Below are 24835 nucleotides of genomic sequence, written 5' to 3'. Positions count from 1 at the left end.
TGCTCATTTTTGCAACCTTTGCCGGTATGGGTTGGATTAACCTCCGGCTCGCAAGTGAATCATTGGCTGGCTGTCGGGTTAATCCCGACCCACTGAGGGAGAGGCTACATGCCCAGGATAGAATCGAAAATAAACACAAAAAGCCAGGAATTTGCCGTTAATGCCGAGCATATGCAGGCTCAGGTAAACGAGCTGCGCGAAAAAATTGCTCAAATCCGCCAGGGGGGTGGCGAACAGGCCAATAAGCGCCATACCGATCGCGGTAAACTATTGCCCCGTGAACGTATTAACGCCTTGCTTGACCCCGGCGCGCCCTTTCTGGAGCTGTCACAACTGGCGGCACTGGACGTCTACGAGGATTATGTCCCTGCCGCTGGTATTATTGCCGGGATTGGCCGGGTGTCTGGCACCGAATGTATGATTGTGGCCAATGATGCCACAGTAAAGGGCGGAACCTATTATCCGCTGACGGTGAAAAAACACTTACGCGCCCAAAGCATTGCCGAACAAAACAACTTACCTTGTATTTACCTGGTGGACAGTGGCGGTGCCAACCTGCCACGTCAGGATGAGGTATTCCCTGATAAAGACCATTTTGGCCGTATTTTCTATAACCAGGCCAACATGTCGGCGGCCAATATTCCGCAAATTGCCGTGGTGATGGGCTCCTGTACCGCCGGTGGCGCTTATGTACCCGCCATGGCGGATGAATCTATTATCGTCAAAGAGCAAGGCACTATCTTTCTGGGTGGACCACCACTCGTTCGTGCCGCAACGGGTGAAGTGGTGACGGCCGAAGAACTGGGCGGCGGCGATGTGCATTGCCGCACCTCAGGGGTGGCGGATTATCTGGCTAACAACGATCATCATGCCCTGAAACTGGCCCGCGATGCGGTGGCCAGATTGAACCGGGTCAAGCCAGTGAGCCTGAATCTGAGCCAGCCACAAGATCCCATTTATGACGCCAGGGACATCTACGGCATTATCCCCAAAGACAGCCGTCAGCAATATGATGTGCGCGAAATTATTGCGCGAATTGTCGATGGTTCAGAATTTGACGAATTTAAAGCCTTATACGGCAGCACACTGATTTGTGGTTTTGCGCGCATCTTCGGTTATCCGGTAGGCATTGTCGCTAATAACGGAATACTTTTCAGTGAATCCGCACAAAAAGGTGCGCATTTTATTGAACTCTGTGCCCAGCGCAAAATCCCCTTGGTGTTTTTACAAAACATCACCGGTTTTATGGTGGGGAAACAATACGAGGCCGGCGGTATCGCTAAACATGGTGCCAAGATGGTAACCGCGGTGGCCTGTGCCAAGGTGCCTAAATTCACCATCTTGATTGGCGGCAGTTTCGGTGCGGGTAACTACGGTATGTGTGGCCGTGCTTACGACCCACGCTTCTTGTTTATGTGGCCCAATGCACGTATTTCGGTGATGGGTGGTGAACAGGCCGCAGGCGTATTGGCCCAGGTCAAACGCGATCAGAAAGAGCGCAATGGTGAAAGCTGGAGCAAAGAACAAGAACAAAGCTTCAAGCAACCCATTATTGATGATTATGAACATCAGGGTCACCCCTATTATGCGTCGGCCAGGCTTTGGGACGACGGCGTAATTGACCCGGCGGATACCCGCCAGGTGCTGGGTTTATGCCTGTCCGCTTCATTAAACAAACCCGTGGAGGACACCCGTTTCGGGGTGTTCCGTATGTAAGGAGGCTGATATGTCTGATGTACTCTACAATCTGGATGCCAAAGGGGTGGCTACCATTACCCTTAATCGTCCTGAAAAACACAATGCCTTTGACGATCAGCTGATTCACCACCTTACCCAGCTTTTTAAGCAGGCTGGCGAGGATCCTAAGGTACGGGTGGTCATTCTGGCAGCCAACGGCAAAAGTTTTTGCGCCGGTGCGGACGCCAACTGGATGCAGCGCATGGCGTCCTACAGTTTTGAGGAAAACGTTGCCGACGCCAAAGCTTTGGCCATGATGCTACATACTCTGAATTTTTTGCCCAAACCCACTATCGCCAAAGTACAAGGGGCAGCCTACGGCGGCGCGGTAGGCCTGATAGCCTGTTGTGATATGGCCATTGGCAGCAAACTCAGTAAGTTTTGTCTGAGTGAAGTAAAGCTTGGCTTAATTCCAGCCACGATTAGCCCTTATGTTATTGATGCCATGGGCAAACGGGTAGCCAGACGCTATTTCACCACCGCAGAAGTATTCTCGGCCCGTCGGGCCAGACGCCTTGGTCTTTTAAGCGAAGCGGTAACCGAAGAAGAACTGGATGAAACCGTGGATAATCTGGTTAGCCATATTCTGCATAACAGTCCCGATGCTGTGGCAGCCGCCAAACAGCTGATTTTTGACGTTACCGAACCCAGTGACGATGAAGAATTGATGGAAAAAACCAGTCTGCGTATTGCCACCGTCAGAGTATCGGAACATGGACAGGAAGGGCTGCAGGCCTTTTTGCAAAAACGTCGGCCTAACTGGTATCAGGAGTAAATATGCTGATCAAACTTTTAATCGCGAACCGCGGTGAAATCAGCTGCCGCATTATCAAAACCGCTAAGCGCATGGGCATCCATACGGTGGCGGTCTACTCCGATGCCGATGCCGATGCCTTGCACGTACAAATGGCAGATGAAGCGGTGCATATCGGCCCTGCTCCCTCAAAGGACAGTTACTTGCAGGCCGAACGTATTATTGAAGTGGCCCGTAAAGTGGGCGCCGATATGATTCACCCGGGTTACGGCTTTTTGTCAGAAAATGCCGAGTTTGCCCGTTTGTGTGAAGACAACCAGATCATATTTGTCGGCCCGCCCGTACCGGCCATTGATGCCATGGGCTCAAAATCCGCCGCCAAAAAGATCATGGAAGCGGCTGGTGTACCGCTGGTACCAGGCTATCATGGTGAGGATCAGTCCCCGGCACTACTTAAACAGCATGCCGATAAGATGGGTTATCCGGTGCTGCTAAAAGCAGCCGCAGGTGGCGGTGGCAAAGGCATGCGCCAGGTTCATCGCGCCGAAGACTTTGATGATGCACTGGCCGCCGCCAAGCGTGAAGCCATGGCTGGGTTTGGCGACGAGCATATGCTGGTGGAAAAATACCTGACGCAGCCACGCCATGTGGAGATCCAGGTATTTTGTGATATGCATGGCAATGGCGTGTACTTGTTTGAGCGTGATTGTTCGGTACAGCGCCGCCATCAAAAAGTCATAGAGGAAGCCCCTGCGCCGGGCATGACCGAAGTGCTACGCGCACAAATAGGCGAAGCGGCGCTCAAAGCTGCAGCGGCCATTGGTTATGTGGGCGCGGGTACCGTCGAGTTTTTGCTGGATACCGATGGTCGTTTCTATTTTATGGAAATGAACACCCGTTTGCAGGTGGAACACCCGGTTACCGAAATGATTAGTGGCCAGGATCTGGTGGAATGGCAACTGCGGGTGGCCAGTGGTGAAGAGCTGCCCCTGAAGCAAAGCGAACTGCAGATTAACGGCCACGCCTTTGAAGCAAGAGTGTATGCAGAAGATCCGGACAACGAATTTTTGCCCGCCACGGGTTCACTAAACTTCTTACAGCCACCGGATGAATCTGACTATGTCAGAGTGGATACCGGGGTGCGCCAGGGTGACAAGGTATCGGTGTATTATGATCCGATGATTGCCAAGCTGATCGTCTGGGATGAAGATCGCCCCAAAGCGCTGCGGCGCCTGGTTAAAGCCTTATCTGAATACCGGGTCAGGGGCGTCACCACCAATATCGACTTTCTGTACAACCTGGCCAATACCAAAGCCTTTAAGCAGGCGCAGTTGGATACCGGTTTTATTGATAAGCACCAGAGCGAAATCTTTATCAAAGATAAGGGCGACATTGCCAGCTTACTGCCTTTGGCAGCCCTGTATTTAGTGCTGAATCAGGAACATAGGCAACTGTCTTTGACACAGAACAGCCAGGACCCTTTCAGTCCCTGGCAAAGTCTCAGTGCCTGGCGCGCCAACGAAAGCCATGAACAGCAACTGGATATTCAGATCCACGATACCTTGCACCAGGTTAAAGTTCTGCAGTTGAATACGGCTGCCCAGTCACTTTATCAAATCAGTGGTGAAGGCTTCACGGTTCAGTGTCAGGGACATATTGAAGGGGATATGCTGACTGCCATCATTGATGGGCACCGGCAAAAAGTCACCTTCAGCAGCCAGGGTGCCGACGACGAGGAAGGATGCTCATTGTACACCCAACACAGTGCGCTGCATTTTCGCCATATTTTGCCAGACCTGGGCTTACTGGACGGTGATGCCCATGGCACAGGTCTGACGGCGCCAATGAACGGCACTATTGTGAATCTGATGGTTAAGCCCGGTGAACAGGTGAGCAAGGGGCAGGTACTGGTGATTATGGAAGCCATGAAAATGGAACATAGCCTCAAAGCCCCTTCTGCCGGCAAGGTGGTGGAGTTTTTCTATCAGCCAGGCGAACTGGTGGATGGCGGTGCGGAGCTGGTTAATTTTGAGGCCAGTGAAAGCTAATCACGCGACTGCTGTCATCACAGAGATGCCGCATGCTCTTATGTGCCATCTCTGTGCGTTTGGATTACGGTGTATTAATAAACTGTTATGTACCCAAGAAAAGTTAAAATCGTAGACGTAGGGCCACGCGACGGCCTGCAAAATGAGAAAGGCACTATTGCCCTTGCTGATAAAATCCGCCTGGTGGAGAGTCTGGCCGACTGTGGCCTGCCCATGGTAGAGACCGGTAGTTTTGTGTCACCTAAATGGGTGCCGCAGATGGCCGACAGTGCCCAGGTGTTTAAAGGAATTCGTCGCAAAACCGACGTGGTCTATTCCGCTTTAACCCCAAATATGCAGGGATTTAATGCCGCCCTTGAAGCGGGGGCGGATGAGGTGGCCATTTTTGCTGCAGCCTCCGAGCGTTTCAGCCAGAAGAATATCAACTGCAGTATTGAAGAAAGCTTGCAACGGTTTGCGCCGCTGATGGAAGCCGCCAGAGATAAAGGGCTCAGGGTACGGGGCTATGTATCCTGTGTGCTGGGTTGCCCTTATGAGGGCGATATTGATCCACTAAAAGTGTTAAACGTCAGCAAGCAGCTATTGGCGATGGGCTGCTACGAGGTATCGCTTGGCGATACTATCGGCACAGGCACCCCACTAAAAACAGCCCGGCTACTGGAATTGCTGGTAAGGCAGATCCCGGTGGAGCAGTTGGCGGTGCATTTCCATGATACCTATGGCCAGGCTCTGGCCAATATTCTGATCGCCTTACAGCACGGCATTGCAGTACTGGACAGCTCGGTGGCCGGTCTGGGTGGATGCCCTTATGCCAAAGGGGCATCAGGCAATGTGGCAACCGAAGACGTAGTTTATATGTTGCAAGGTATGGGCATCGACACCGGCATTGATCTGGATAAGCTGGTTGACGCCGGGCACGCCATTACCCAGGCACTGGGCCGCGACAATCAATCTAAAGTTGCGCAGGCAATATTGGCCAAGCGAACTTAAAACAAAGCGGCTTTTACTCCTTAAGCCGCTTAAATCTGGCCAAAGGTGCCATTCTGGCCTTATTCAGGCTCAGGCTATCGCCACTGAGACTATAGTTGTCCACTTTTTCCAGCATTTGCATAAACTGCCCTTCCAGTGTCAACTGTGGGCAGGCCATCATAGTTGTAGCCAGATTACTAAAGCGGATTTGCATTCCCTGCCCTATTTCGGCACCACCAAACATGCGGTTACAGCCAGCAAAACCACTTACCTTGCCCTCGTCGTTAAACACCAGATAAGGGGGAGCATCCACAGATATCTTCTGCCCGGTTAATTCGACCAGTTGCCATGTACTGTTAAGCACACCAAGACTGTTGGTTTGGTTTGCCGGTGTGCTGCTGCAAGCGGCAATCACCAATGTCGTTAAAAGCGTCAGGGGTTTTATATTCATGGATTAACCTGTTGTACCGAATACCTGCGACGTGTTGGTGCATTAAGTCAAACATCGACTGCGCTAAATCGCAACATACAAACCGAAACTTAAGCCACTATTCAAGACGCCCCAAATGACTGACCACAAAATAAGGGATAACCGTACTTGCACTGGCCAAAACGGCCTGGCTTTGCAAATCAAACAATCTGCTGTTTACTTCAATACCAACTGGACTATAAACCAGCGTGCCAGACAATACGCAACAATACTCGCCTTGACGCAACGTACGGTTATCCCTTGAGTAAACAATATCTCCACGCTCTGTAATAGTGACCCTGCCTGTCGCTTTGCTTTCTGTCACCGAATATCCCTGCTTGCGCAATTGCTGCATAAATTGCTCTGCCAACTGGTTTCCCAACATGCTGGTATGAGTCAGACTTTCGTCCAAATCTACAAAAGACGCGACCACAATGCCCTCATTGGACTGAGACAAAGCGTTGTCATCCATAGATAGCACCATTTGTTCAACATAATCAGCTAACCGCTTGTAATGATGTTCAGGTACATAGCGCTGTCCTTGTGAAGCCCAATGTTCGTTGGAAGTTTCGGGCGATTCTGTGGCAAGCACAATGCTAGTCAAAAATAAGCACAGAAAAAAAGCTGTCACTTTCACTGTCAAGTTCCTCATAAAGCCGAACCAGGTAGCATGTCTTCGCCGCCTATGCTGGCTAAAAGCGCTCTCACCTGCTGGGTCGGCAATAAGGTTTGGGCTGCTGCTACAATGTCCTTGCCAAGTAGATTCACCATTCTTGCCTGAACAAGTATACCGTTTTGGTGCCGGGTCAAGGTACCGGCGATGACAAATTGAGCTTGTACATCGGGTCGTAGCTCTTTGTAATCGCGGCTAAGGACTAAATCACCATCTCTGGTGACTCTGATATAGTCCGTCACTTTATGGTCAAGCACCTTTAATCCACTTTGGTGTAGTTCTGACATCATACTTTGTGCCAACTGTTTTCCTAATAATCCGCTCTTGTCATACTGGCCATCTAAAAAAACAAAATCTGCCACCACCACAGAATTAACTTTGCCCGTACTGCGCATGCTTGCCATCATGTCTTCTATCAATCCATGCACAAGATGATGGATAGTTGTCACTTCAGATTGAGGCGTACCGGCGAATGTCGCTGGTTGGAAAGCCGATTCTTGCGGCTTTTCGTCAGTGGGCTGCGGAGCCATTCCTGTTGTCTGGCAACCCGTCATTAATATCAAGGCACATAGTAAACAGGCTCTCACCGCTGTTCTCCTCTTATTAAACAAATCCTGCATCACCTAGTTTGGTCTGAAGGCGCTGTCTTCAAACCAAAGGATTTTTGTGCAGCCTCAAATAGCTTCAGGGCTTCGCCCCTTGAATTGATACTGACTTCAGCGCTCGATACCGTAAAGCTGTCCAGTCCCATAAGATGTGTGCGGCTCGTCTTTAAAAACGCCACCACGTCCTCTTGCGACACTTTGGCTTCCTTAAGTTGGGCTGCGTACTCGCGGGTATTGCCCCATTCATAAAACTCTGACAAACGGTTTAACTGATCCATACGCTTCTGCAGGCCCTGGTCGGCATCCAGGTATTGCTGCAGACGCTTTAATCCCGGCTCGGCATCCTCTGCATCGGCGCCTTCAACCTGCCATTTACCGTCCTGTAGCTTTATCTCAACGGACTGATTCACATCGAAGCGTTTGGCCAGGTCCTGCAACTGCTCTGCCACAGGTTTCATATGAAAAGAAATCATATTGTCGAGACTTTGCAAACTGACCGTGGTCTGCCCCTCTTCCATTTTTTTCAGGGTTTCATCCATTTGCTTGTCACTGGCATTATCCAGACTGTTGTCTACCTCTAGCAGATCCTTGGCGAGGTTCTGCTTCTGAGACTGCACAGCTCTGTCCAACGCTTCCTGAGATTTGGCCGGATCATTAAGATAATCCATCAGGCTCAGGCCAGATTGAATTTGCATGCTTGACACTCCTGGTCAGAAAAAGGGGCTCACCCCTTAAGTAACTTAACGCCTTCAGCGGGCTTGGCACTGTTTAACAACGCATTGGCCACATCAGCCGGCAAGAAGCCCTGCGCTGATCCCACCACCATCTTGGATTTCATACCCACCACCCTGGCATTAATCAGATACCCGCCCTGATGCCTTGCCAAGGTGCCGGTGATCACATATTGAACCGGCTGCTTAGGTGAGACTTCCAGATAATCGCGACTCAGGACAAAATCGCCCTGCTCAGTGACCCGGATAAAATCACTGGTCTTAATATCAATAAGCGGAATACCAAACTGATGGATCTCATGCATAAAACTTTCTGCAATCTGATTGCCCAACAGATCAGCCTGGTCAAAAGGGCCATCCAGGAAAACAAAACTGCTTACCGCCACTGGCGTCCTGACACTGACAAACTGCAGGTTGTTGACTAAATCCTGCATGATGCCGCGCACGTAGTGATTGATGTTGTGCAACTGCGGATCCCGCTTCTCGGTATTTTGCCCCGGTTGCTGCTGAAATTGCGGCCGATATTGCTGCCCAAACCCCAGACTGGCCTGGTGTGCCTTTGACAGCGCTTGCTCCTGCTCGTTGTCAGCCAATGTCGTGCATCCACTCAGAAATAAGCTCAACGCCACAACTGGAATCAATGTTTTCATCATGCCCCCTAGTACTGGCCGCGGTAGATCAAATTATTTCGATTGACGACCTTGCCCTGCGGCCAGGCCACATCATTGGGCAGGTAATCCGTGGCGGCGGCCACTACCCGTTTGGCTGGCAATTCAATCAGGCGCAGGTTAACCATCAGGCTATGTTGCTGCTGCGAGTAAGTACCGGTTAAAAAATACTGCAGGTCTACTTGCTCGCTGAGCGCTTCTACGTCACGGGACAACATCAGGTCCCGCCCGCTTTCGATATGCACCGCTGGCAAGGTTTTAAACTCGATCACACTCAGTCCGGCCTGCGTTGCAAAAGTAACCAGACTCTCTTGAATCTGCAGGCTCAGAGCGCGGTGCTCCGGCAAACTTTTGCCACCTTCCAACTGGGCGGGCAGAATCGTGCCGATGGCCAGTGGCGAGCCTGGATGTATGCGCCCGGCAGTGTCAAACATTTGTCGAATCATGCGTTCCACGTGCAGATGCAGATTATCTTGCTGGTCTGCGTAACTCTGCGTGCTGAGTGCCGCTTTGTTAGCACAGCCCGCCAGCATAAAGAGGCTTAGGACAAGGCAACACATTGTGACTAGAGGTTTCATTTAGGATATGACCAACGTTTTATTCGCTATCTCAGCTCAACAACGCAAATATCACGCCAACCCGTTACTTAAACCTGGCAGTTTAGTTGTACCTTGGTGCTGTGGTAATCCCCAATACTCCGACGTATAGTAACAAAGCCCTTATTTTTCATGTTGTTGCCTTATGTTTAGTATCTGGCTTCTGACCTTGCTAGCGGTAATCTACCTGGCCCTGCTGTTTGCGGTAGGATTCTGGGGCGACCGTTACCACAGTTCTGCGGGCCAAAGACAACGACCCGTTATCTACAGTCTGGCATTGGGGGTGCATTGCACATCCTGGGCCTTTTTCGGCACTACCGCCCAGTCGGCCACTTATGGCTGGGCCTTTACCCCAACTTATGTGGGTAGTGTGCTGGCTTTCGCCCTGGGCTACCCGTTGCTGGTGCGTATTATCCGATTATGTCAGCAGCACAATATTAGTTCGCTGGCCGATTTTATGGGCAGCCAGTATAAACATTCCCATTTTATTGCGGCCTTTGTCAGCCTGATTTGTCTTATCGGTGTGATGCCCTACACGGCATTGCAGCTGGACGCCGTGACCACCAGTGTCAGCCTGCTGGCCAATGATCAAACCCAATGGCCTGGTGGCATCAGTTTTTATGTAGCACTGCTGATGGCTATCTTTGCCATTTTGTTTGGTACCCGCAGCCTGAGCCTGACGGAGAAACACCCAGGATTGATGCTGGCTATTGCGTTCGAATCCTTGGTAAAAGTGCTGGCTTTGGTGTTGGTAGGCCTGTTTGTTTGCTATCAGATGTTTGATGGCATACTGGATCTGCTCGGACAAGTACAAGTTAACCCGGACACCCGGCAGATCTTGTCCAGTACCCAGTCGGCCCCTCTGGTATACCTGTGCCATATGCTGCTGGGCTTTTTATCCATGTTCTGCCTGCCACGGCAATTTCATGTGAACTTCATCGAAAACAATGGTGAATTAGAACTGCAACGCGCCAGATGGCTGTTCCCCTTGTATCTGCTGAGCATTAATCTGTTTGTGTTGCCCATTGCATTAGCGGGTAAGTTATTGCTGCCCGAAACCAATGCCGATACCTATGTACTAGCCTTGCCCATGCTGGCCAATAGCAGTTGGTCAGCGCTGGTGGCATTTATTGGTGGGCTGTCTGCCGCATCAAGTATGATCATTGTGGCAACTCTGGCCATGGGGGTCATGATCGCCAATAACCTGATTACCCCGCTGTGGCTGAAACTACACTTTCGCGCCGATCAGCACCAGGTACTGCGCCCCTCTGTGCTGCTGAATATTCGCCGTTTTACCGTAGTATTGGTAATAGGCTTATCTTACCTGTATTCCCAATATTTAAGTCAGGCCGCCCCACTGGTCAACAGCGGCATTATCGCCATGGCGCTGCTGGCTCAACTTGCCCCAGCCATGCTGTTTGCACTTTATTGGCAGAACAGCAGTCGTCTGGCGGCGCTTTGTGGCATCGTAACCGGATGCTGGGGCTGGGTCGTATGGCTGTTATGGCCAAGTATTAAAGCCAGCTATTACTTTGAGGCCGTGCCCAGCGATCACATGATGAGTCAGGGGGTGGTAGCTAGTCTCAGCATCAATCTCATCGCCTTTATGCTGGTAAATTGGCTGCGTGGCAGGTTTAAACAAACGAGCAGCATGCTTGAGGCATCGCAGCCTTCAGTGCCCACCATTCGCATTGGCACCTTACTGGCTGTGACACAGCGGATCCTGCCCAACACGCAGCAAACAACACTGCAGAAAAGCCTGGCTGATGCAGACAAACAAGCTTATGCCAGTGGCTTGCTGATTCAAAAAGTGGAGCGGGAACTGGCCGCTCAGGTTGGCAATGCCGGGGCGCGTATTTTACTGTCGGCGCTAACAGAGCAGCACAGTGTTCCGATCGATGAGCTGGTGGGATTGGTGGAAGAAGCCAGCCAGAGCTATCAATTTAACCATGAATTACTGCAGGCCTCTGTTGAGCATATTGAGCAGGGCATCAGTGTGGTCGACAGACACCTTAAACTGTTGGCCTGGAACAGCCGCTACATCAGCCTGTTTAACTACCCGCAAGGCTTTATTCATGCAGGCATGCCATTGGAGGATTTACTTAGGTTTAACGCTTCGCGCGGTATGCTCGGCGACACCGTAGATGTGGATGCCGAGGTACGTAAACGCCTTGCACTTATTCGCCAGGGGAGCAGCTATAAATATTTGCGTAGCCAGCCCGATGGGCGGGTCATTGAACTTCAGGGTAATCCAATGCCGGGCGGTGGTTTTGTGACCACCTATGCCGATATTACCGATCACGTTGAAATTCAGCGTGCCTTGCAGGACGCCAAATCAGGCCTGGAACAACGGGTCGCAGAGCGCACTGTGCAATTACAGCAAGCAAAACTGGATGCAGACAGGGCCAACGAGAGCAAAACCAAATTTCTGGCCGCCGCGGGCCACGATCTGATGCAGCCTTTTAACGCAGCCACGTTATTTGCTGGCATGATTGCTCAGCAAAGCAAGGGACAGCCCACTGAAGAACTGGCTCGTGGCTTGTTGCAATCATTGAACAGTGCGGAAGAGCTGCTGACTACCCTGCTGGATATGACACGGCTGGACTCAGGTGTGCTAAAAGTGAATCAGCAAACCTTTGCCCTGGCGGAAATACTTGATGCGCTGGTAGCGGAGTTTAGTTTGTTGGCGTCTCAAAAAGGGCTTACTTTACACTATCGGCCGACTCACTTAAGTGTCTGTTCCGATAAAAAACTACTGCGAAGGGTGATTCAGAATCTTATTTCCAATGCTGTACGTTATACCGATAAAGGCAAGATACTGGTTGGCGTCAGGCGCAAGCAGGGCCAGTTAGTATTACAGGTTTGGGATACCGGACCGGGCATCGCCAAAGACCAGCAAGCGGAGATATTTGCCGAGTTTCATCAGTTACAAAGCCATAATCAACAAGGTCTTGGCCTGGGCTTAACCATAGTAGACAAGATCAGTAAGCTACTGGGACATACTCTGCATCTGGATTCACAGCCGGGTAAAGGCAGCTGTTTTGGTTTGCAAATTGCTATGGGGGAACGTCAGCCCATGCTATCCCGACAAATGACGCCTGAACAGCAAGATAACAGCCTGTGGTTGAAAGGTAAGAAAGTGTTGGTGGTAGATAATGAACAACAGATTTTGCTGGCCATGCAGCAGTTGTTCAGCCAATGGGGGGCTGACATTGAAGTGGCGGCCACTGCCGAACAGGCAAAACTAAAAACGCCTGATGCGCCGGATCTGTTGTTAATGGATTATCATTTGGACCAGGGTGAAATTGGTACTGAGGTTGCCCACCAGCTTTATCATCACTGGCGCAGCAAAGTTGTCACGATACTCAACTCCGCCAATCATGATGAAGAAATTCGCGCCAGCGCTATTGAGGCAGGCTTTAGCTTTCTGCATAAGCCGGTTAAGGCCGGTGCGCTAAAACGCCTGATTAAGACCTTGTTGGCCACGCAAAAAGCTGATTAATCGTATAGCTGGGGCTATTGCCAAGTGGGATATTCGAGCACAACCAGCCCGAACTCGTTAGCCAGTGCGTTAATGATTCTGGCCGCACCGCTAATACTGCCAAAACGCTGATGCTGCCATTCGCACTCCAGCACACTGGTACCTTTTCTTAACTTACAGTGCCAGCGCTCCGCGTCGGGTGAAAAGGCCGGATAAGCATTGGTGATTTCCCAACCACTGTTCCGGTAGACCTGAATAATATGTTCAAATTGTTGTGCGCCAATAGCCTCAACAATACGCAGGTCATAGCGTCTGAACGTCAGTTCCACATACTTGCGGCGAATTAAGCTGATGAGATTCATTGTGTTCCAATCCGTGAATCAGGCGACATGGCATAGATGTTATCTCTACCACAGACTGGCTGGTTGGCAACCTGATGATTAATCGCATTCTCTGCATAGTAGCTGGAAAGCCTTTTTGCATCTGCCTGGTTAAAGGCTTCAACCCAATGTTCGACAATCTGTCTTGGTTGCATAACGCGCTCCACAATATTTGCCCCTATGCTCAGTGCCCATTACGGGCAATGGTGTTGACTAGCCTGTCGGTGCAGCCCCCAACAGCGGCAAATGCCGGATCTGTTGATAGGTTAAGGCAAGTTGAATGCAATGTTTGAGCGTATTTAGCGGTAATGGCGCTGTCAGCCCTAATACTATCGCCCGGTTGCCCTGATACGCCAAAACATCACCATACAATTCTCGGAAAGTATCCACCAGCTTGGTATTACAATTAAAAAACACGTAATACTCTTCAGGCGTTTTGGCTTTCCAATCGATCCGAATAGGGCTTCCTGATTTAACTTTATAACTGGCTTCGCCCCATTTCAGCGACTCTTCAACCTTCCCCAGTTTCAGCTCCTGTGCACATTGCAAAATTAAGCAACGAAGTTCACTAAGTTTCTGGCGAGCCAGTTCAGGGTAGTCACTGAAACGCGCTTGCACTGCATTTTCCATTTCCAATTTCCTTCAAAGCTTCCTCAAGCAAATGGCTTATGTATGGCAAAAATCAATAGGTTTAACCAAATGAGCAATATCCCGCTTGTCAATTAATTGCATAAAGGCGTCACCTAATCTGTCTGACTCCAACAACACCTTTTGCCAGTAGGCAATGCGTTGTGGCGCTGGCATGCTTTCAAAATCCTTGCGATCCGGAATCTTAGCAAAGGGTAATGCGGCGACAAACTCAGCAGAAGGCACCAGCATCAATACCTTGTCATAACTGGCTGCTGCCGGTCTGCGAGATTTCAGGGATTTGTCAAACCAGCCAGGTACTGGTCTGGCGTTAAAGTGGGGATACAGAACCAGTCCCTTGGTTGGACCAAACTGTAAATCAAAGTGGTAGTCAATAATCCCCCCATCCCTGTACATACCAGGTGGCGCACCTGGGATGTCTTTTACCCCCTCCAATACCAGCGGAATAGAGCCAGACGCCATCAGTGCACTGTGCAGATTCTCTGCACTCAGCGCAATGTGCTGACAAGACATTCCCCATGGATCCGCAATATGCAGGCCTGCATCCACGGCACCAAAGCTGAATCGCTGATAGAAACCCGCCAACCAGTTACGCCGGATAAAGTTTGCACCGGCACTGGCCAGCAAACCAGTCATCTGCGCCATGCGACCTTCGCTGGCCAGCAGATGGCGGCAACGGGCAACAATAAAGTGTGCTTTGATCACCGGATTCTTGAGGATTTCATCCACGCCCGTTTCACCCAGCACGTAATCAAGCAATTGTCGGCCCTTATCACTGATTTCCAGGGCATCAGGTTTGGCAGAATAAACCGTTTGTGAATAGCGCTCTGCCAGGCGGTTCAGGGCAGACAGAGAATCATTCTGGGCAAAGCAAGCGAAACGAAAAGCACCGGCTGACGACCCTATCGCATGCAATGGCCGCCGCCGCTGTTTAAACAACTCCGGAAAGATCACTCTGTCCAGTCCGGCTAATACAAACCACTTGGGTCCACCCGATGCCCCTAACATGTAGTCAAACAGCTCAGAGTGCAGCCCCTCTTCCTGAATACGGCTTAGGGCCGATGGTCCGGCATACAGCTGCAACACAGACATTCTCAGTCCTTAGCAAGTGTTATTCACAGTTGGCCCCTTTTACGGGCAGAAATGATCGCCGTCAAGGGCAATTTCCGGCAAAATTTTCGTTGACATTGGTAAATTTAAGCACAATAAGCGTATTATTTAACCACTGTAGAAATTCCGAACAGAATATCTTTTTCTTTTTATTTCATAAAGTTATATCATTTATAACGAGAACTCAACAAGGTTATCCACAGATATAGTGGATAACCTTGTCAGGATCGACGGATCTGTTAACTTGCAGGTCTCACAGGCCTTACGCAGAATAGGCAACCATGGCATAAGCCGACATTCGTCAAAATACGTCCGCAAGGTAGATAAGATAAAGATGTGGAATATCCGCCGTTTTGTAATCCACGAGCAGCCCGATGTATCACGCCTGCAACTGCCGGTATTGGCACCCGTGAGCGGCAGAGTCTGCCTGCTTGATGAAGTCCCCAGTCCGGCCTATGCCAATGGCCTTTTTGGTGCGGGTATTGCCATTGATCTCAGTGGCTACAAGATCCAGGCACCGTTCGATGGGGTATGGCTGGACCATTCGGTCACCGGCGAGTGCCTACGGATTAAAAGCCGTCAGGGACTGGAATTGCTCATTCAAGTCGGCATAGACAGCCATAAATTAATGGGCCAAGGTTTTCGGTCCAAGTCGGCCAGGACTGGTAGTTTCAGTCAGGGAGAGACCTTATTGGAATTTGATCTGAGGCTTTTGAAAAACCGCGCACGCTCAGCACATTGTCTGGTCCTGACCTCACAAACACAAAAACTCAATGCTATTCAGGCACATTGCCACAGCGTGCTGGCCTGTCAGGAGCCCTGCATGACGCTGCACTTTCGATAACCAGTTCCATATTCCGGCAAACAAATGATATAGCAACCTCAACCGCGAACGGTTCAAACCAGTATGACTTTAAGCTAAGCTTGCAGCCCACTTTCACTCAGATAATAACGCCCATGACCAAGCTGTTTGGCATTAAAAATTGTGACACCATCAAAAAGGCCAGAACCTGGCTGGAACAGCACAGTATTGCTTATGAATTTCATGACTACCGTGCAGATGGTCTGGATCCAACCTGGTTACATGAAGTGGCCAGCAGTCTGGGCTGGCAAGCACTGCTGAATACCCGCGGCACCACTTATCGTCAGTTAAGTGACAAACAAAAAGCCGATATGAATATGGACAAAGCCTTGAGCCTGATGTGCGAGTTTCCCGCCATGATTAAACGCCCGTTGCTTCAGCATAATCAGCAATATCACCTTGGCTTTAAGGCCGATCAGTATGCGAGCCTGTTCCATGCAAAATGACGTACTGGCACTGGCCAAAGCCCTGATTGAACGAGATTCTGTTACCCCAGCCGATGCGGGTTGCCAAACCATGATGACGGAATTTTTACGCCCACTTGGCTTTGATATCGAGATGCTACCGTTTGAAGACACCCTGAATATGTGGGCACGAAAAGGCAAGCAAGGGCCGCTGTTCTGCTTTGCCGGACATACCGATGTCGTTCCCCCGGGCCCCCTGGATAAATGGCAATTCCCCCCTTTTAAGCCTACCGAAAAAGACGGTTACTTATATGGTCGGGGCGCGGCCGATATGAAAGGCAGTCTGGCGGCCATGTTAGTCGCCACCCGGCGTTTCGTGGAAACGCATCCACAACATTGTGGCTCCATCGCTTTTCTGATTACCAGTGATGAAGAAGGTCCCTTTATCAACGGTACCACCCGGGTTATTGACACCCTGGAAGCCCGTAACGAAAAGATCACCTGGTGTCTGGTGGGCGAACCTTCCAGCACCGCCAAGGTAGGCGATGTGGTAAAAAACGGCCGACGCGGCTCACTCACCGGCCATTTGCAGGTAAAAGGTATTCAGGGGCACGTGGCTTATCCGCACCTGGCTCGCAACCCTGTGCACCAGGCAGCCCCCGCATTGGCTGAATTGGCAGCAGTACAATGGGACAAAGGCAACGCGTCCTTTCCTCCCACCAGTTTTCAGATCTCCAACATCAGCGCCGGAACCGGCGCTGGTAATGTGATCCCAGGAGAGCTGGCGGTGCAATTTAACTTTAGGTTCAGCACCGAAGTCACTGACCAACAACTGATTGAACGCACCCGCAGCATATTGGATGCTCACCATCTTGAATATGAGCTGGACTGGACCTTTAACGGCCAACCCTTTTTAACCGACAGCGGCAAACTGGTGGATGCAACCCGTATCGCCATTCGCAAGGGCTGTGGGCTGGAAACCGAGTTATCCACCGCTGGCGGTACCTCAGACGGTCGTTTTATCGCTCCAACCGGTGCGCAGGTCATTGAGCTTGGACCGGTTAACGCCACTATTCATAAAGTGAACGAATGTGTCAAAATCGAGGATCTGTATAAACTGGCAGACACCTATGAAGCCTTGCTGGAAGGTTTGCTATGTTAACGGCGTTGCAGCTCACAGGACGGGATACCAGTCATCTGATTGAATGGCGTCCCGGCCATTGGCTGCAACCAGATGTAGCAAAAGCCCTGGAGAAAATGCAGAAGGCCGCCCAGGCCGATGGTGTAGGACTGGACATAGTCAGTAGTTACCGGGACTGTCAGCGCCAGTTGGCCATCTGGAATGCAAAGTGGCTGGGGCAACGACCGGTGCTGGATATCAACAGCCAGGTGCTGCCAATGGAATCATTAAGCGATAAACAAAAGCTCTATGCCATTCTGACCTGGTCGGCCCTGCCCGGTGCCAGTCGCCACCACTGGGGTACAGATATGGATCTTTATGATAAAGCGTCCGTACAGCAAAGCGGCCGTACTTTTCAGTTGGTATCGCAAGAATATGCTGCTGAAGGCCCATGTTATGCGCTGTGCTGCTGGCTGGACAGCTATGCAGAAGACTTCGGTTTTTTCCGTCCTTATGCGAAATATCAAGGCGGTGTCGCACCTGAGCCCTGGCATTTCAGCCACAAAGCATCGGCGAGATTAATGCAGCAACAGCTGAGTCTGACCTGCCTGAGCGATTGCATACAGGCCTTGAATATTGAGGGCAAAAGGGTGATCCTTGAGCATCTGCCGGACATTTACCGCCGATTCGTTCAACTGCCCGATGAGGAAAAACCATGAGCTGGACTGTCGCCCTGATCATTGCCCTGGTGCTGGGGGTGATTGTCAGCAATCTGCTGTTGCTCAAACAAAGCGCCAAGCACAAACTGCCCAGCCTTAAGGACAAACAACAGCAGGGCAATAACCCAGATTGGGATAAAGACGATTAAGAAAGGCGCATTAACCTCGATAGCGTACCGCAGTGCCGCTGATACTCACCATCAGCATACTGCCTTTGCTGCCCACTACCTGATAATCAATATCCACCGCCAGAACGGCATTCGCGCCTAACGCTCTGGCTTCAGCTTCCAGTTCAGCGAAGGCAATTTTACGGGCTTTGGTCAGTTCATCCTCATAGGAGCCACTGCGTCCACCCACTATGTCACGAATAGAGGCAAAAAGGTCACTAAACAGATTCGCCCCCATCACCGCTTCGCCAACCACAATGCCCAGGTAAGCCTCAACTTCCTTACCGTCCAGATGATGTGTCGTACTGATAATCATGCCTTGATGTCCTCTAATAATTCACTCATTGCCATTATTTCCTGCTGCGCTGTGGCCGCATCGTATCCTTTAGCGGGATATTTTCCCCACACAGGGGCAGGCCAGGCGATATCCTTTTTATACCTGGCAATATGGTGCAGGTGCAACTGTTCTACCACATTACCAAGGGCAGCAATATTCATCTTATCGGGCGCATAACGCTGCTGCATCACCCGGGTAAGTCGTGAGGATTCAAGCCAAAGTTGCTGTTGTTGGGCAATGGATAGATCAAGAATCTCTCTGGCTCCCTCTATCTTGGGAACCAGTATCATCCAGGGATACTGGTTGTCATTCATCATAAGTACCAGACATAAAGGCAGTTCGGTAACCAGATGGCAATCCTGATTAAGTCGGGGATCCAGTTGAAACATAGAATATAAGTAGCTAGCCTGAAGGTTGTAATCACCAAAGATAACCTAAAGTTGTACAAACTGCCCAATCCATTTCCGATTTCACTTGCCGCTTGCCTGCTGATTGCGCTGGCTACATCACTCATGCCTTTGCAAAGCCGGGCATTGCCATTAAAGGTGGTAACGGAAATATCCCCACCCGCACAGACCCTGGTCGACGGCCAGGTGTCAGGCGTGGTGACCGCACGGGTACGTAAAGTGTTAACCGATGCCAATCAAGCGGCTCAGATCAGGGCCTATCCCTGGGCTCGCGCCTACGACCTGGCCCTGAGCACTCCCAACACCCTTATCTATGCGATGGCCAGAACGCCTCAGCGTGAAGCGCTGTTTAAATGGATAGGTCCGGTAGGCCGTTATGCCCTTGGCTTTATGCAACTTAGCCGCAGTCTGCCGGTAAAAATCCAGACACTGCAGGACGCCAAAGCCTATATGATAGCCGTGCAACGTCAGGATGTGGCACTGGAAGTATTGAAACAACATGGTTTTGAAGAGGGCAAGCAATTACTGGTGACTGCAGATATTCAGCAATCCTGGACCCTTTTGCTGAAAAACAAAGTCGATCTGGTGATAGACGACCCAGACGCCATCGACGATATGCTGCAATCCATGCAACTTGAGACTTCCGATGTGCGCTTTGCTTATATGATCCCGGAGCTTGAGCAACTCACCTACCTGGCGGCCAGCTTAAACACTAGTGACAGCCTGGTGGACGCCCTGAGACAATCGTTGCAAAAACAGCAATTCCAACTGTCTCAGCCATAATTAGCACAACCACAAAGTATCGATTGCACACCCAGTGCACTGTCGCCACAGACAGCGAATAATCTTTACAAACTGGTGGGAACAACCGTGAGCAGCGCGCGCTGACCAATGGCGACCTTGGCATTAGGAAAAACGATGGCTTCACCTTGTTCCTGCACTTTGTATTGCACGCCCTCCTCCTCCGCTAATACATAATCAAGGGGAAAATCGGTAAAATTGGGGGCATCATCAGCAAAGTTAAGGCGAAAATCTTCTTTAGTGCGATTGATCACCTGGTTGATTCTAAACACATGCAGTGCGTTTGGATCGTACCCGGGCAAAGCCACTTCGTCCTGACTGATCAGCGCCAACAGGGTTTCCCTGACCTGTGCAAAACGCGACATGTCATTTTCGCCAAAGGCCGCCACCTTACCCAGTTCGACGGTAAAGGCGTCGGCGCCAAATTCGTTGGAAGAGTAATAGCTAAAGGTCGTGGTGGGACCATTTGACAACAAAAAGGTATTCACGCCACAGGCAAACAAAAACTGCAGTTGCGACTTCTTCCATGGCTGCCCGTGACGATAGGGGTAAACGGCAAACTTCTCATTCTTTGAACCACGGATGGCAGTATGCAGATCATAATGGCAGCGATAATTCTGCCCTGTCTGCTCGCCTTGCTGGTAGAAATCTGCCACGGCATCCTCAAGCTCTTTGGCTCTGACTCGCTCGGCGTTAACCAGACCCGGCCCTTTAGAATGGGCACCACTAAACAGACGGTTCATGTTCTCTTCGACAAAGCGCTCGCCAATTTCCATGGCCGGCAGGTTGCCAAATAAAAACAATACCCGATGACGCGCGCTAAACTGTCCTGTCAACAGACCTTGTACCAGTTCATCACATATTTCTATGGGGGCGGTTTCGTTACCATGTACCCCGCTGGAAAGCACAATATCCTTACCTTCGGGCTTGCTTGGGGTAAAGCTGATAATACCTGGGGAGCGAATAAACACTTGGGTGCCATCGTCCAGGCTAAATTCAATCGGGCTGGCAAAAAGGTTGGGCTGTTGGCGGCTTAAGGCCAGAAACTGGCCATGCTGACGCAATTGCTGTAGAGGCATAGAAATCCTGAGGAGTCTGCTTTTGGCCGCTATTCTAGCAGAAGCAGGCTGCGCGGTGCATCACCCTGTCCGGTTTCGATATGCCAGTGAATCCCCGACCATCAGGTCGGTATGGATCAACTCAACCAAACGTTCAAACGGCACCGCTTTGGAAAACAAAAAACCCTGACCTTTATCTATGCCAATCTCACGTAGTGCATGCAGATGCTCCACTGACTCGATTCCTTCGGCAATCACTTTGCAGCCTAACGCACCGGCGATAAGTTGCGACGCCTGAATAATGGCCTTGTTGACCGGATTGCGATCCAGCCCCATCACAAAGGTTTTATCAATTTTAATGGTATCCAGCTCTATATCGCGAATATAGGCAAGATTAGAGTAACCCTTACCAAAATCGTCTACAGCGATGGACAAACCCAGGGCTTTTATTTGTCCCAACTGGCGTTTAACCAACAACGAATTCGACAATGCCACATCTTCGGTGAGTTCCAGTTCAATATTGGCCAGATTGACCCGATACAACCCGGCCAACCGTTTCACTTTGGCAACAAACTTTGAATCATAAAGCTGAGTGGGAGAAATATTCACAGAAACCTGAATATCCAGTCCCAGCCCCTCCAGCAGCATGGCGCTATGAAAGGCCCTTTCCAGCACCCAGTACCCTACTTCGTTCATCATATTGTACGACTCAGCAGCTTCGATAAAGCTACCAGGCACAATAATGCCGTCCAGGGGGTGATTCCAGCGTAGCAGGCATTCAGCACCAACTATCTTGAAACTGTGCAAATCCACCTTGGGCTGAAAATATAACTCCAGTTCATCATTGGCAAAGGCGCGTTTAAGGTCGGCTTTCAGGGCAAGTGACCGGCCGGTCTCAGGCTTTTCCTGCAGTCGAATGACCTGGAAATTGTCGTACTTATTCTGCTTAGCCTGTTTAAGCGCCATCTCAGCGCCGGAAAACAATCGACTAGGATCGCGATTGTCCGGCAGGTTGGCTACCGCACCGACATTAAAGTCGGCCACAAACGCATTATCGTCAAAACTGATGGGTGTCTTAAAGTGTTCAACCAGATGACTGTAAAAACCGCGCAGTTGGGTATCGCCATGGCATCCGGGTAGCATCAGACCGAAAATATCGCCACTGATACGCCCCAGCAGGCATTGCTTACCGAACAAGGTTTTAATGCGCCGGGCCACTTCTTCGAGGATCATATCTCCGACCTTGTAGCCAAAACTGCTACTGACGTCGGAAAAACGCACCACATCAATAAACAGCAGCGACAGCTCAGGCGATTCGCTAACAGCCTGCTCAATACGTTCAAAAAACGCATAGCGATTGGGAATGGTGGCCAGGGACTGGTAAAAAACACTCATTGAGTACTGCAACACCTCTGCTTACCGTGCAAAGTTTATCCTGTTTGCGCGATAAAAAAAAAGCCCAAATGGGGGCTTTAGACCGCCCACGTATTTGGGCGGCGTATTCCTGTCAAAAAGCTAAGCCCGGCCTACCCTGGCCGTAGCGGGCGCTAGTCTACCGTGCAAGGCGATAGTCGCCAAATTTTTTCAACATAATCCAGAATAGAACGATCGGAATTGAATTTGCCCATTCTGGCAGTGTTGAAAATGGCTTTTCTGGCCCAGCCAGCCTTGTCCCGGTAAGCTTTATCGGCTTTTTTCTGAGCCTGCGAATAGGCATCAAAGTCAGCCAGTACCATATAGGGGTCGCCCCCATCAAGTAAACTCTGCTTTACAGAAACCAATTCACCTGGCTTGCCTGGCGTAAAGTAGTCCGTTTCCAGCCAGTCTAGAATGGCTTTGATTTCGCGGCTGGTATCATAGTAGTCATAGGGGTTGTAACCAGCCTTTTGCATTTTGTGCACTTGTTCCACTGTCAGGCCGAAAATAAAGATATTTTCCTCGCCAACTTCTTCGGCAATCTCAATATTCGCGCCATCCAGGGTGCCAACGGTGACCGCCCCATTTAAGGCCAGTTTCATATTGCCGGTGCCCGAGGCCTCTTTACCGGCCGTAGAGATTTGCTCGGAAATATCCGCAGCCGGGATCATTTTTTCCGCCAGGCTGACCCGGTAATTAGGTAGGAACACAACGCGTAATTTATGATTCACCCGCTTATCGTTGTTGATCTTATCTGCCACTTTGTTAATGGCATAGATAATATCCTTGGCCAGTTTATAACCGGGTGCCGCCTTGGCACCAAACAGAAACGCACGGGGATGCATATCATAATCCGGATCTTCCAGCAGTCGGCGATATAAGGCCATAATATGCAGCAAATTCAGATGCTGGCGCTTATATTCATGCAAACGCTTAATCTGCACATCAAAAATCATATTGGCATCTAATTCCACGCCGGTCAGCAGTTTCACCTCCGCCGCCAGATCCAACTTATTCTGATGCTTAATCTGCATAAACTGGCTCTGAAATTCTTTGTCATCCGCATAATTCGCCAGCCCTTGCAGTTTATCCAGATGCACCGGCCAGTCATCGCCAATCTTGCTGCTGATCAGTGTTGCCAGGCGCGGATTACAGGCCTTAAGCCAGCGTCTTGGCGTGATACCGTTTGTCACATTAGTCAGTTTACCCGGCCACAGTTGATCAAATTCAGGAAACAACTGCTCCTTAACCAGCTTGGAATGAATGGCAGCCACACCGTTAACGGCAAAAGAGCTGATCACCGACAGATTGCCCATGCGGATCATTTTCTCGCTGCCTTCTTCAATAATCGACAGCTTGCGTTTAATGCTGTCATTGGCAGGCCAGGTTTTGTCTACCAACTCCATAAACCTATGATTAATTTCATAGATGATTTCTAAATGGCGGGGCAGGATCTTTTCCAGCATTCTTGCCGGCCAGCGCTCCAGTGCTTCGGGTAACAAGGTATGGTTGGTGTAGGCAAAGGTGTTAGTACAAATGGCCCAGGCCTTGTCCCAATCCATTTCGGCTCTGTCCACCAAAATACGCATCAGCTCAGGAATAGCAATGGCCGGGTGGGTATCATTAAGTTGGATCACCACCTGGTCGGCAAAACGACTCCAGTCATCACCGTGCGCCCGCTTGTAGCGGCGAATAATGTCTTTCAAAGAACAGGCACAGAAAAAGTACTGCTGAATCAGACGCAGCTCTTTGCCGGCTTCGGTTTCGTCATTGGGATAAAGCACCTTGGAAATGGTTTCGGCCTGCACGTTTTCCCGCTGGGCATCCAGATAGCCGCCCGCGTTGAATACATCCCAGTTGAAGTAATTTGATGCCCGGCTTTCCCATAATCGCAGGACATTAACGGTTTTACCGCCAAAACCGACCACCGGAATGTCCCATGGAATGCCCTTTACAATGGAGCCAGGGTGCCACTCTTTGCGCATCTGGCCTTTTTCACCGTATTTGGTCTCCACATAACCATACAGTGGAATTTCCTGAATGGATTCAGGGCGGCAAATTTCCCATGGGTTACCGTAGTCTCGCCAGGTATCCGGACGTTCTATCTGCGCGCCATTTTGGATTTCCTGGCGGAACAAGCCATGTTCGTAGTGCAAGCCATAACCAATTGCCGGCATCTGCAGTGTTGCCAGTGAATCGATGAAACAGGCTGCCAGTCGTCCCAGACCGCCATTGCCCAGCGCCATATCTGGCTCTTCTTCCATCACATCGGCAATATCGACACCTAGTTCTAGCAGCGCCTGACAGGCCTTTTCGTACAAGCCTAAATTCTGCAAATTATTAGACATCAGCCGTCCCATCAGAAACTCGGCTGAAAAATAGTGCACCGCCCGGGTGTCATTCATATAGTGGGTTTTTTGCGTGGTACGCAGCCGTTCCATCACCTGTTCCTGCACTGCCGCGCAGGTTGCCTTCCACCAGGCATGGTTATTGGCCTTGTTTTCGTCTGTCCCCAAAGTGCAATGTAAGTGCCGGATAATGGCTTGTTTAATGTCGTTTTTGTCCAGATCCGTCACAGATTTTTGCGTTAGCAATGGCGCTTTCACAGCCTTATTCATTTTTAAGCCCTCCGGGTGCCCACCGCATCTGTATGCCGCATGGGCCTACTCAAAGTC

The 24835-nt window shown here is 50.4% G+C and carries 26 protein-coding genes; 11 read left to right on the top strand and 15 right to left on the bottom strand.

The window, feature by feature from the left end; genetic code table 11:
- Positions 1-108: 108 nt before the first annotated feature.
- The 4 genes from ABD028_RS12820 to ABD028_RS12805 all read left to right on the top strand — a co-directional run bounded on the left by ABD028_RS12820 (position 109) and on the right by ABD028_RS12805 (position 5529).
- The gene (locus ABD028_RS12820; protein WP_343845348.1) at positions 109-1716 is read left to right on the top strand and encodes a carboxyl transferase domain-containing protein; all 1608 of its coding nucleotides are present in this window, start codon (positions 109-111) and stop codon (positions 1714-1716) included.
- A 10-nt stretch (positions 1717-1726) separates the two neighbouring features.
- Entirely contained in the window at positions 1727-2512 is a 786-nt protein-coding gene (locus ABD028_RS12815) for an enoyl-CoA hydratase/isomerase family protein (protein WP_343845345.1), read from the top strand.
- A gap of 2 nt (positions 2513-2514) precedes the next feature.
- Entirely contained in the window at positions 2515-4539 is a 2025-nt protein-coding gene (locus ABD028_RS12810) for an acetyl-CoA carboxylase biotin carboxylase subunit (RefSeq protein ID WP_343845343.1), read from the top strand.
- Between the two features lie 87 nt (positions 4540-4626).
- A complete protein-coding gene (locus tag ABD028_RS12805) occupies positions 4627-5529 on the top strand; it encodes a hydroxymethylglutaryl-CoA lyase (RefSeq protein ID WP_343845341.1) in 903 nt (300 codons plus the stop codon).
- Between the two features lie 13 nt (positions 5530-5542).
- On the opposite strand, the gene ABD028_RS12800 is transcribed toward ABD028_RS12805, so the two are convergent.
- The 6 genes from ABD028_RS12800 to ABD028_RS12775 form a co-directional block, all read right to left on the bottom strand.
- Positions 5543-5959 carry an META domain-containing protein gene (locus ABD028_RS12800; protein WP_343845340.1) on the bottom strand — a complete coding sequence of 139 codons (417 nt, stop codon included), beginning with the start codon at positions 5957-5959 and terminating at the stop codon, positions 5543-5545.
- A 97-nt stretch (positions 5960-6056) separates the two neighbouring features.
- Positions 6057-6461: a FlgO family outer membrane protein gene (locus ABD028_RS12795; protein WP_343845588.1), complete on the bottom strand. Its 405-nt coding sequence runs from the start codon at positions 6459-6461 to the stop codon at positions 6057-6059.
- Between the two features lie 164 nt (positions 6462-6625).
- On the bottom strand, positions 6626-7270 hold the full coding sequence (locus tag ABD028_RS12790) for a FlgO family outer membrane protein (RefSeq protein ID WP_343845339.1): 645 nt from the start codon (positions 7268-7270) through the stop codon (positions 6626-6628).
- Positions 7270-7950, bottom strand: a complete 681-nt coding sequence (locus ABD028_RS12785) for a hypothetical protein (protein ID WP_343845337.1) — start codon at positions 7948-7950, stop codon at positions 7270-7272. Before ABD028_RS12785 ends, ABD028_RS12790 begins: the two co-directional genes overlap by 1 nt.
- 29 nt (positions 7951-7979) lie before the next feature.
- The gene (locus ABD028_RS12780; RefSeq protein WP_425542105.1) at positions 7980-8636 is read right to left on the bottom strand and encodes a FlgO family outer membrane protein; all 657 of its coding nucleotides are present in this window, start codon (positions 8634-8636) and stop codon (positions 7980-7982) included.
- 8 nt (positions 8637-8644) lie between these two features.
- Positions 8645-9187, bottom strand: coding sequence for a FlgO family outer membrane protein (locus tag ABD028_RS12775; RefSeq protein ID WP_343845332.1), 543 nt, complete (start codon positions 9185-9187; stop codon positions 8645-8647).
- A 208-nt stretch (positions 9188-9395) separates the two neighbouring features.
- On the opposite strand from ABD028_RS12775, the gene ABD028_RS12770 reads away from it, so the two are divergent.
- On the top strand, positions 9396-12752 hold the full coding sequence (locus ABD028_RS12770) for a PAS domain-containing hybrid sensor histidine kinase/response regulator (RefSeq protein ID WP_343845331.1): 3357 nt from the start codon (positions 9396-9398) through the stop codon (positions 12750-12752).
- A 14-nt stretch (positions 12753-12766) separates the two neighbouring features.
- Here ABD028_RS12770 and ABD028_RS12765 read toward each other — a convergent pair whose 3' ends face one another.
- Genes ABD028_RS12765 through ABD028_RS12750 form a run of 4 tightly spaced genes read right to left on the bottom strand, consistent with a single transcriptional unit; the run spans position 12767 to position 14851 of the window.
- Positions 12767-13093 (bottom strand): hypothetical protein, encoded by a 327-nt coding sequence (locus ABD028_RS12765; RefSeq protein ID WP_343845329.1) that lies wholly within the window; start codon positions 13091-13093, stop codon positions 12767-12769.
- A complete protein-coding gene (locus ABD028_RS12760; RefSeq protein ID WP_172449234.1) occupies positions 13090-13266 on the bottom strand; it encodes a YybH family protein in 177 nt (58 codons plus the stop codon). The genes ABD028_RS12765 and ABD028_RS12760 overlap by 4 nt, the downstream gene beginning before the upstream one ends.
- 58 nt (positions 13267-13324) lie before the next feature.
- Complete coding sequence (locus tag ABD028_RS12755; RefSeq protein WP_102795088.1) at positions 13325-13741, bottom strand: DUF1801 domain-containing protein; 417 nt, start codon at positions 13739-13741, stop codon at positions 13325-13327.
- 36 nt (positions 13742-13777) lie between these two features.
- Positions 13778-14851: a patatin-like phospholipase family protein gene (locus tag ABD028_RS12750; protein WP_343845326.1), complete on the bottom strand. Its 1074-nt coding sequence runs from the start codon at positions 14849-14851 to the stop codon at positions 13778-13780.
- Positions 14852-15203: 352 nt separating this feature from the next.
- Here ABD028_RS12750 and ABD028_RS12745 point away from each other — a divergent pair, with 352 nt between their 5' ends.
- The 5 genes from ABD028_RS12745 to ABD028_RS12725 all read left to right on the top strand — a co-directional run bounded on the left by ABD028_RS12745 (position 15204) and on the right by ABD028_RS12725 (position 18123).
- Entirely contained in the window at positions 15204-15713 is a 510-nt protein-coding gene (locus ABD028_RS12745; protein ID WP_343845324.1) for a PTS sugar transporter subunit IIA, read from the top strand.
- Positions 15714-15826: 113 nt separating this feature from the next.
- Positions 15827-16177, top strand: a complete 351-nt coding sequence (locus tag ABD028_RS12740) for an ArsC family reductase (protein WP_343845322.1) — start codon at positions 15827-15829, stop codon at positions 16175-16177.
- A complete protein-coding gene (gene dapE / locus ABD028_RS12735) occupies positions 16167-17297 on the top strand; it encodes a succinyl-diaminopimelate desuccinylase (RefSeq protein WP_343845586.1) in 1131 nt (376 codons plus the stop codon). The genes ABD028_RS12740 and dapE overlap by 11 nt, the downstream gene beginning before the upstream one ends.
- A complete protein-coding gene (locus ABD028_RS12730) occupies positions 17291-17974 on the top strand; it encodes a M15 family metallopeptidase (RefSeq protein ID WP_343845320.1) in 684 nt (227 codons plus the stop codon). The genes dapE and ABD028_RS12730 overlap by 7 nt, the downstream gene beginning before the upstream one ends.
- Positions 17971-18123 (top strand): DUF2897 family protein, encoded by a 153-nt coding sequence (locus ABD028_RS12725; protein ID WP_102795082.1) that lies wholly within the window; start codon positions 17971-17973, stop codon positions 18121-18123. Before ABD028_RS12730 ends, ABD028_RS12725 begins: the two co-directional genes overlap by 4 nt.
- Positions 18124-18133: 10 nt before the next feature.
- Here ABD028_RS12725 and ABD028_RS12720 read toward each other — a convergent pair whose 3' ends face one another.
- The gene (locus ABD028_RS12720) at positions 18134-18457 is read right to left on the bottom strand and encodes a heavy metal-binding domain-containing protein (RefSeq protein WP_102795081.1); all 324 of its coding nucleotides are present in this window, start codon (positions 18455-18457) and stop codon (positions 18134-18136) included.
- Positions 18454-18867 carry an HIT domain-containing protein gene (locus tag ABD028_RS12715; protein WP_102795080.1) on the bottom strand — a complete coding sequence of 138 codons (414 nt, stop codon included), beginning with the start codon at positions 18865-18867 and terminating at the stop codon, positions 18454-18456. Before ABD028_RS12715 ends, ABD028_RS12720 begins: the two co-directional genes overlap by 4 nt.
- Before the next feature lie 51 nt (positions 18868-18918).
- Between ABD028_RS12715 and ABD028_RS12710 the strand changes: the two genes are divergently transcribed.
- A complete protein-coding gene (locus ABD028_RS12710) occupies positions 18919-19668 on the top strand; it encodes a substrate-binding periplasmic protein (RefSeq protein WP_343845317.1) in 750 nt (249 codons plus the stop codon).
- Between the two features lie 65 nt (positions 19669-19733).
- On the opposite strand, the gene astE is transcribed toward ABD028_RS12710, so the two are convergent.
- The 3 genes from astE to ABD028_RS12695 form a co-directional block, all read right to left on the bottom strand.
- Positions 19734-20765 (bottom strand): succinylglutamate desuccinylase, encoded by a 1032-nt coding sequence (astE, locus tag ABD028_RS12705; protein ID WP_343845315.1) that lies wholly within the window; start codon positions 20763-20765, stop codon positions 19734-19736.
- A gap of 60 nt (positions 20766-20825) precedes the next feature.
- The gene (locus ABD028_RS12700; RefSeq protein WP_343845313.1) at positions 20826-22139 is read right to left on the bottom strand and encodes a putative bifunctional diguanylate cyclase/phosphodiesterase; all 1314 of its coding nucleotides are present in this window, start codon (positions 22137-22139) and stop codon (positions 20826-20828) included.
- Between the two features lie 152 nt (positions 22140-22291).
- Entirely contained in the window at positions 22292-24778 is a 2487-nt protein-coding gene (locus ABD028_RS12695) for a glycogen/starch/alpha-glucan phosphorylase (protein WP_343845312.1), read from the bottom strand.
- Positions 24779-24835 lie beyond the last annotated feature (57 nt).

It is taken from the genome of Bowmanella denitrificans, from assembly GCF_039522935.1.
Lineage (GTDB): Bacteria > Pseudomonadota > Gammaproteobacteria > Enterobacterales > Alteromonadaceae > Bowmanella > Bowmanella denitrificans.
This window is presented reverse-complemented; position numbering and strand designations above follow the sequence as displayed.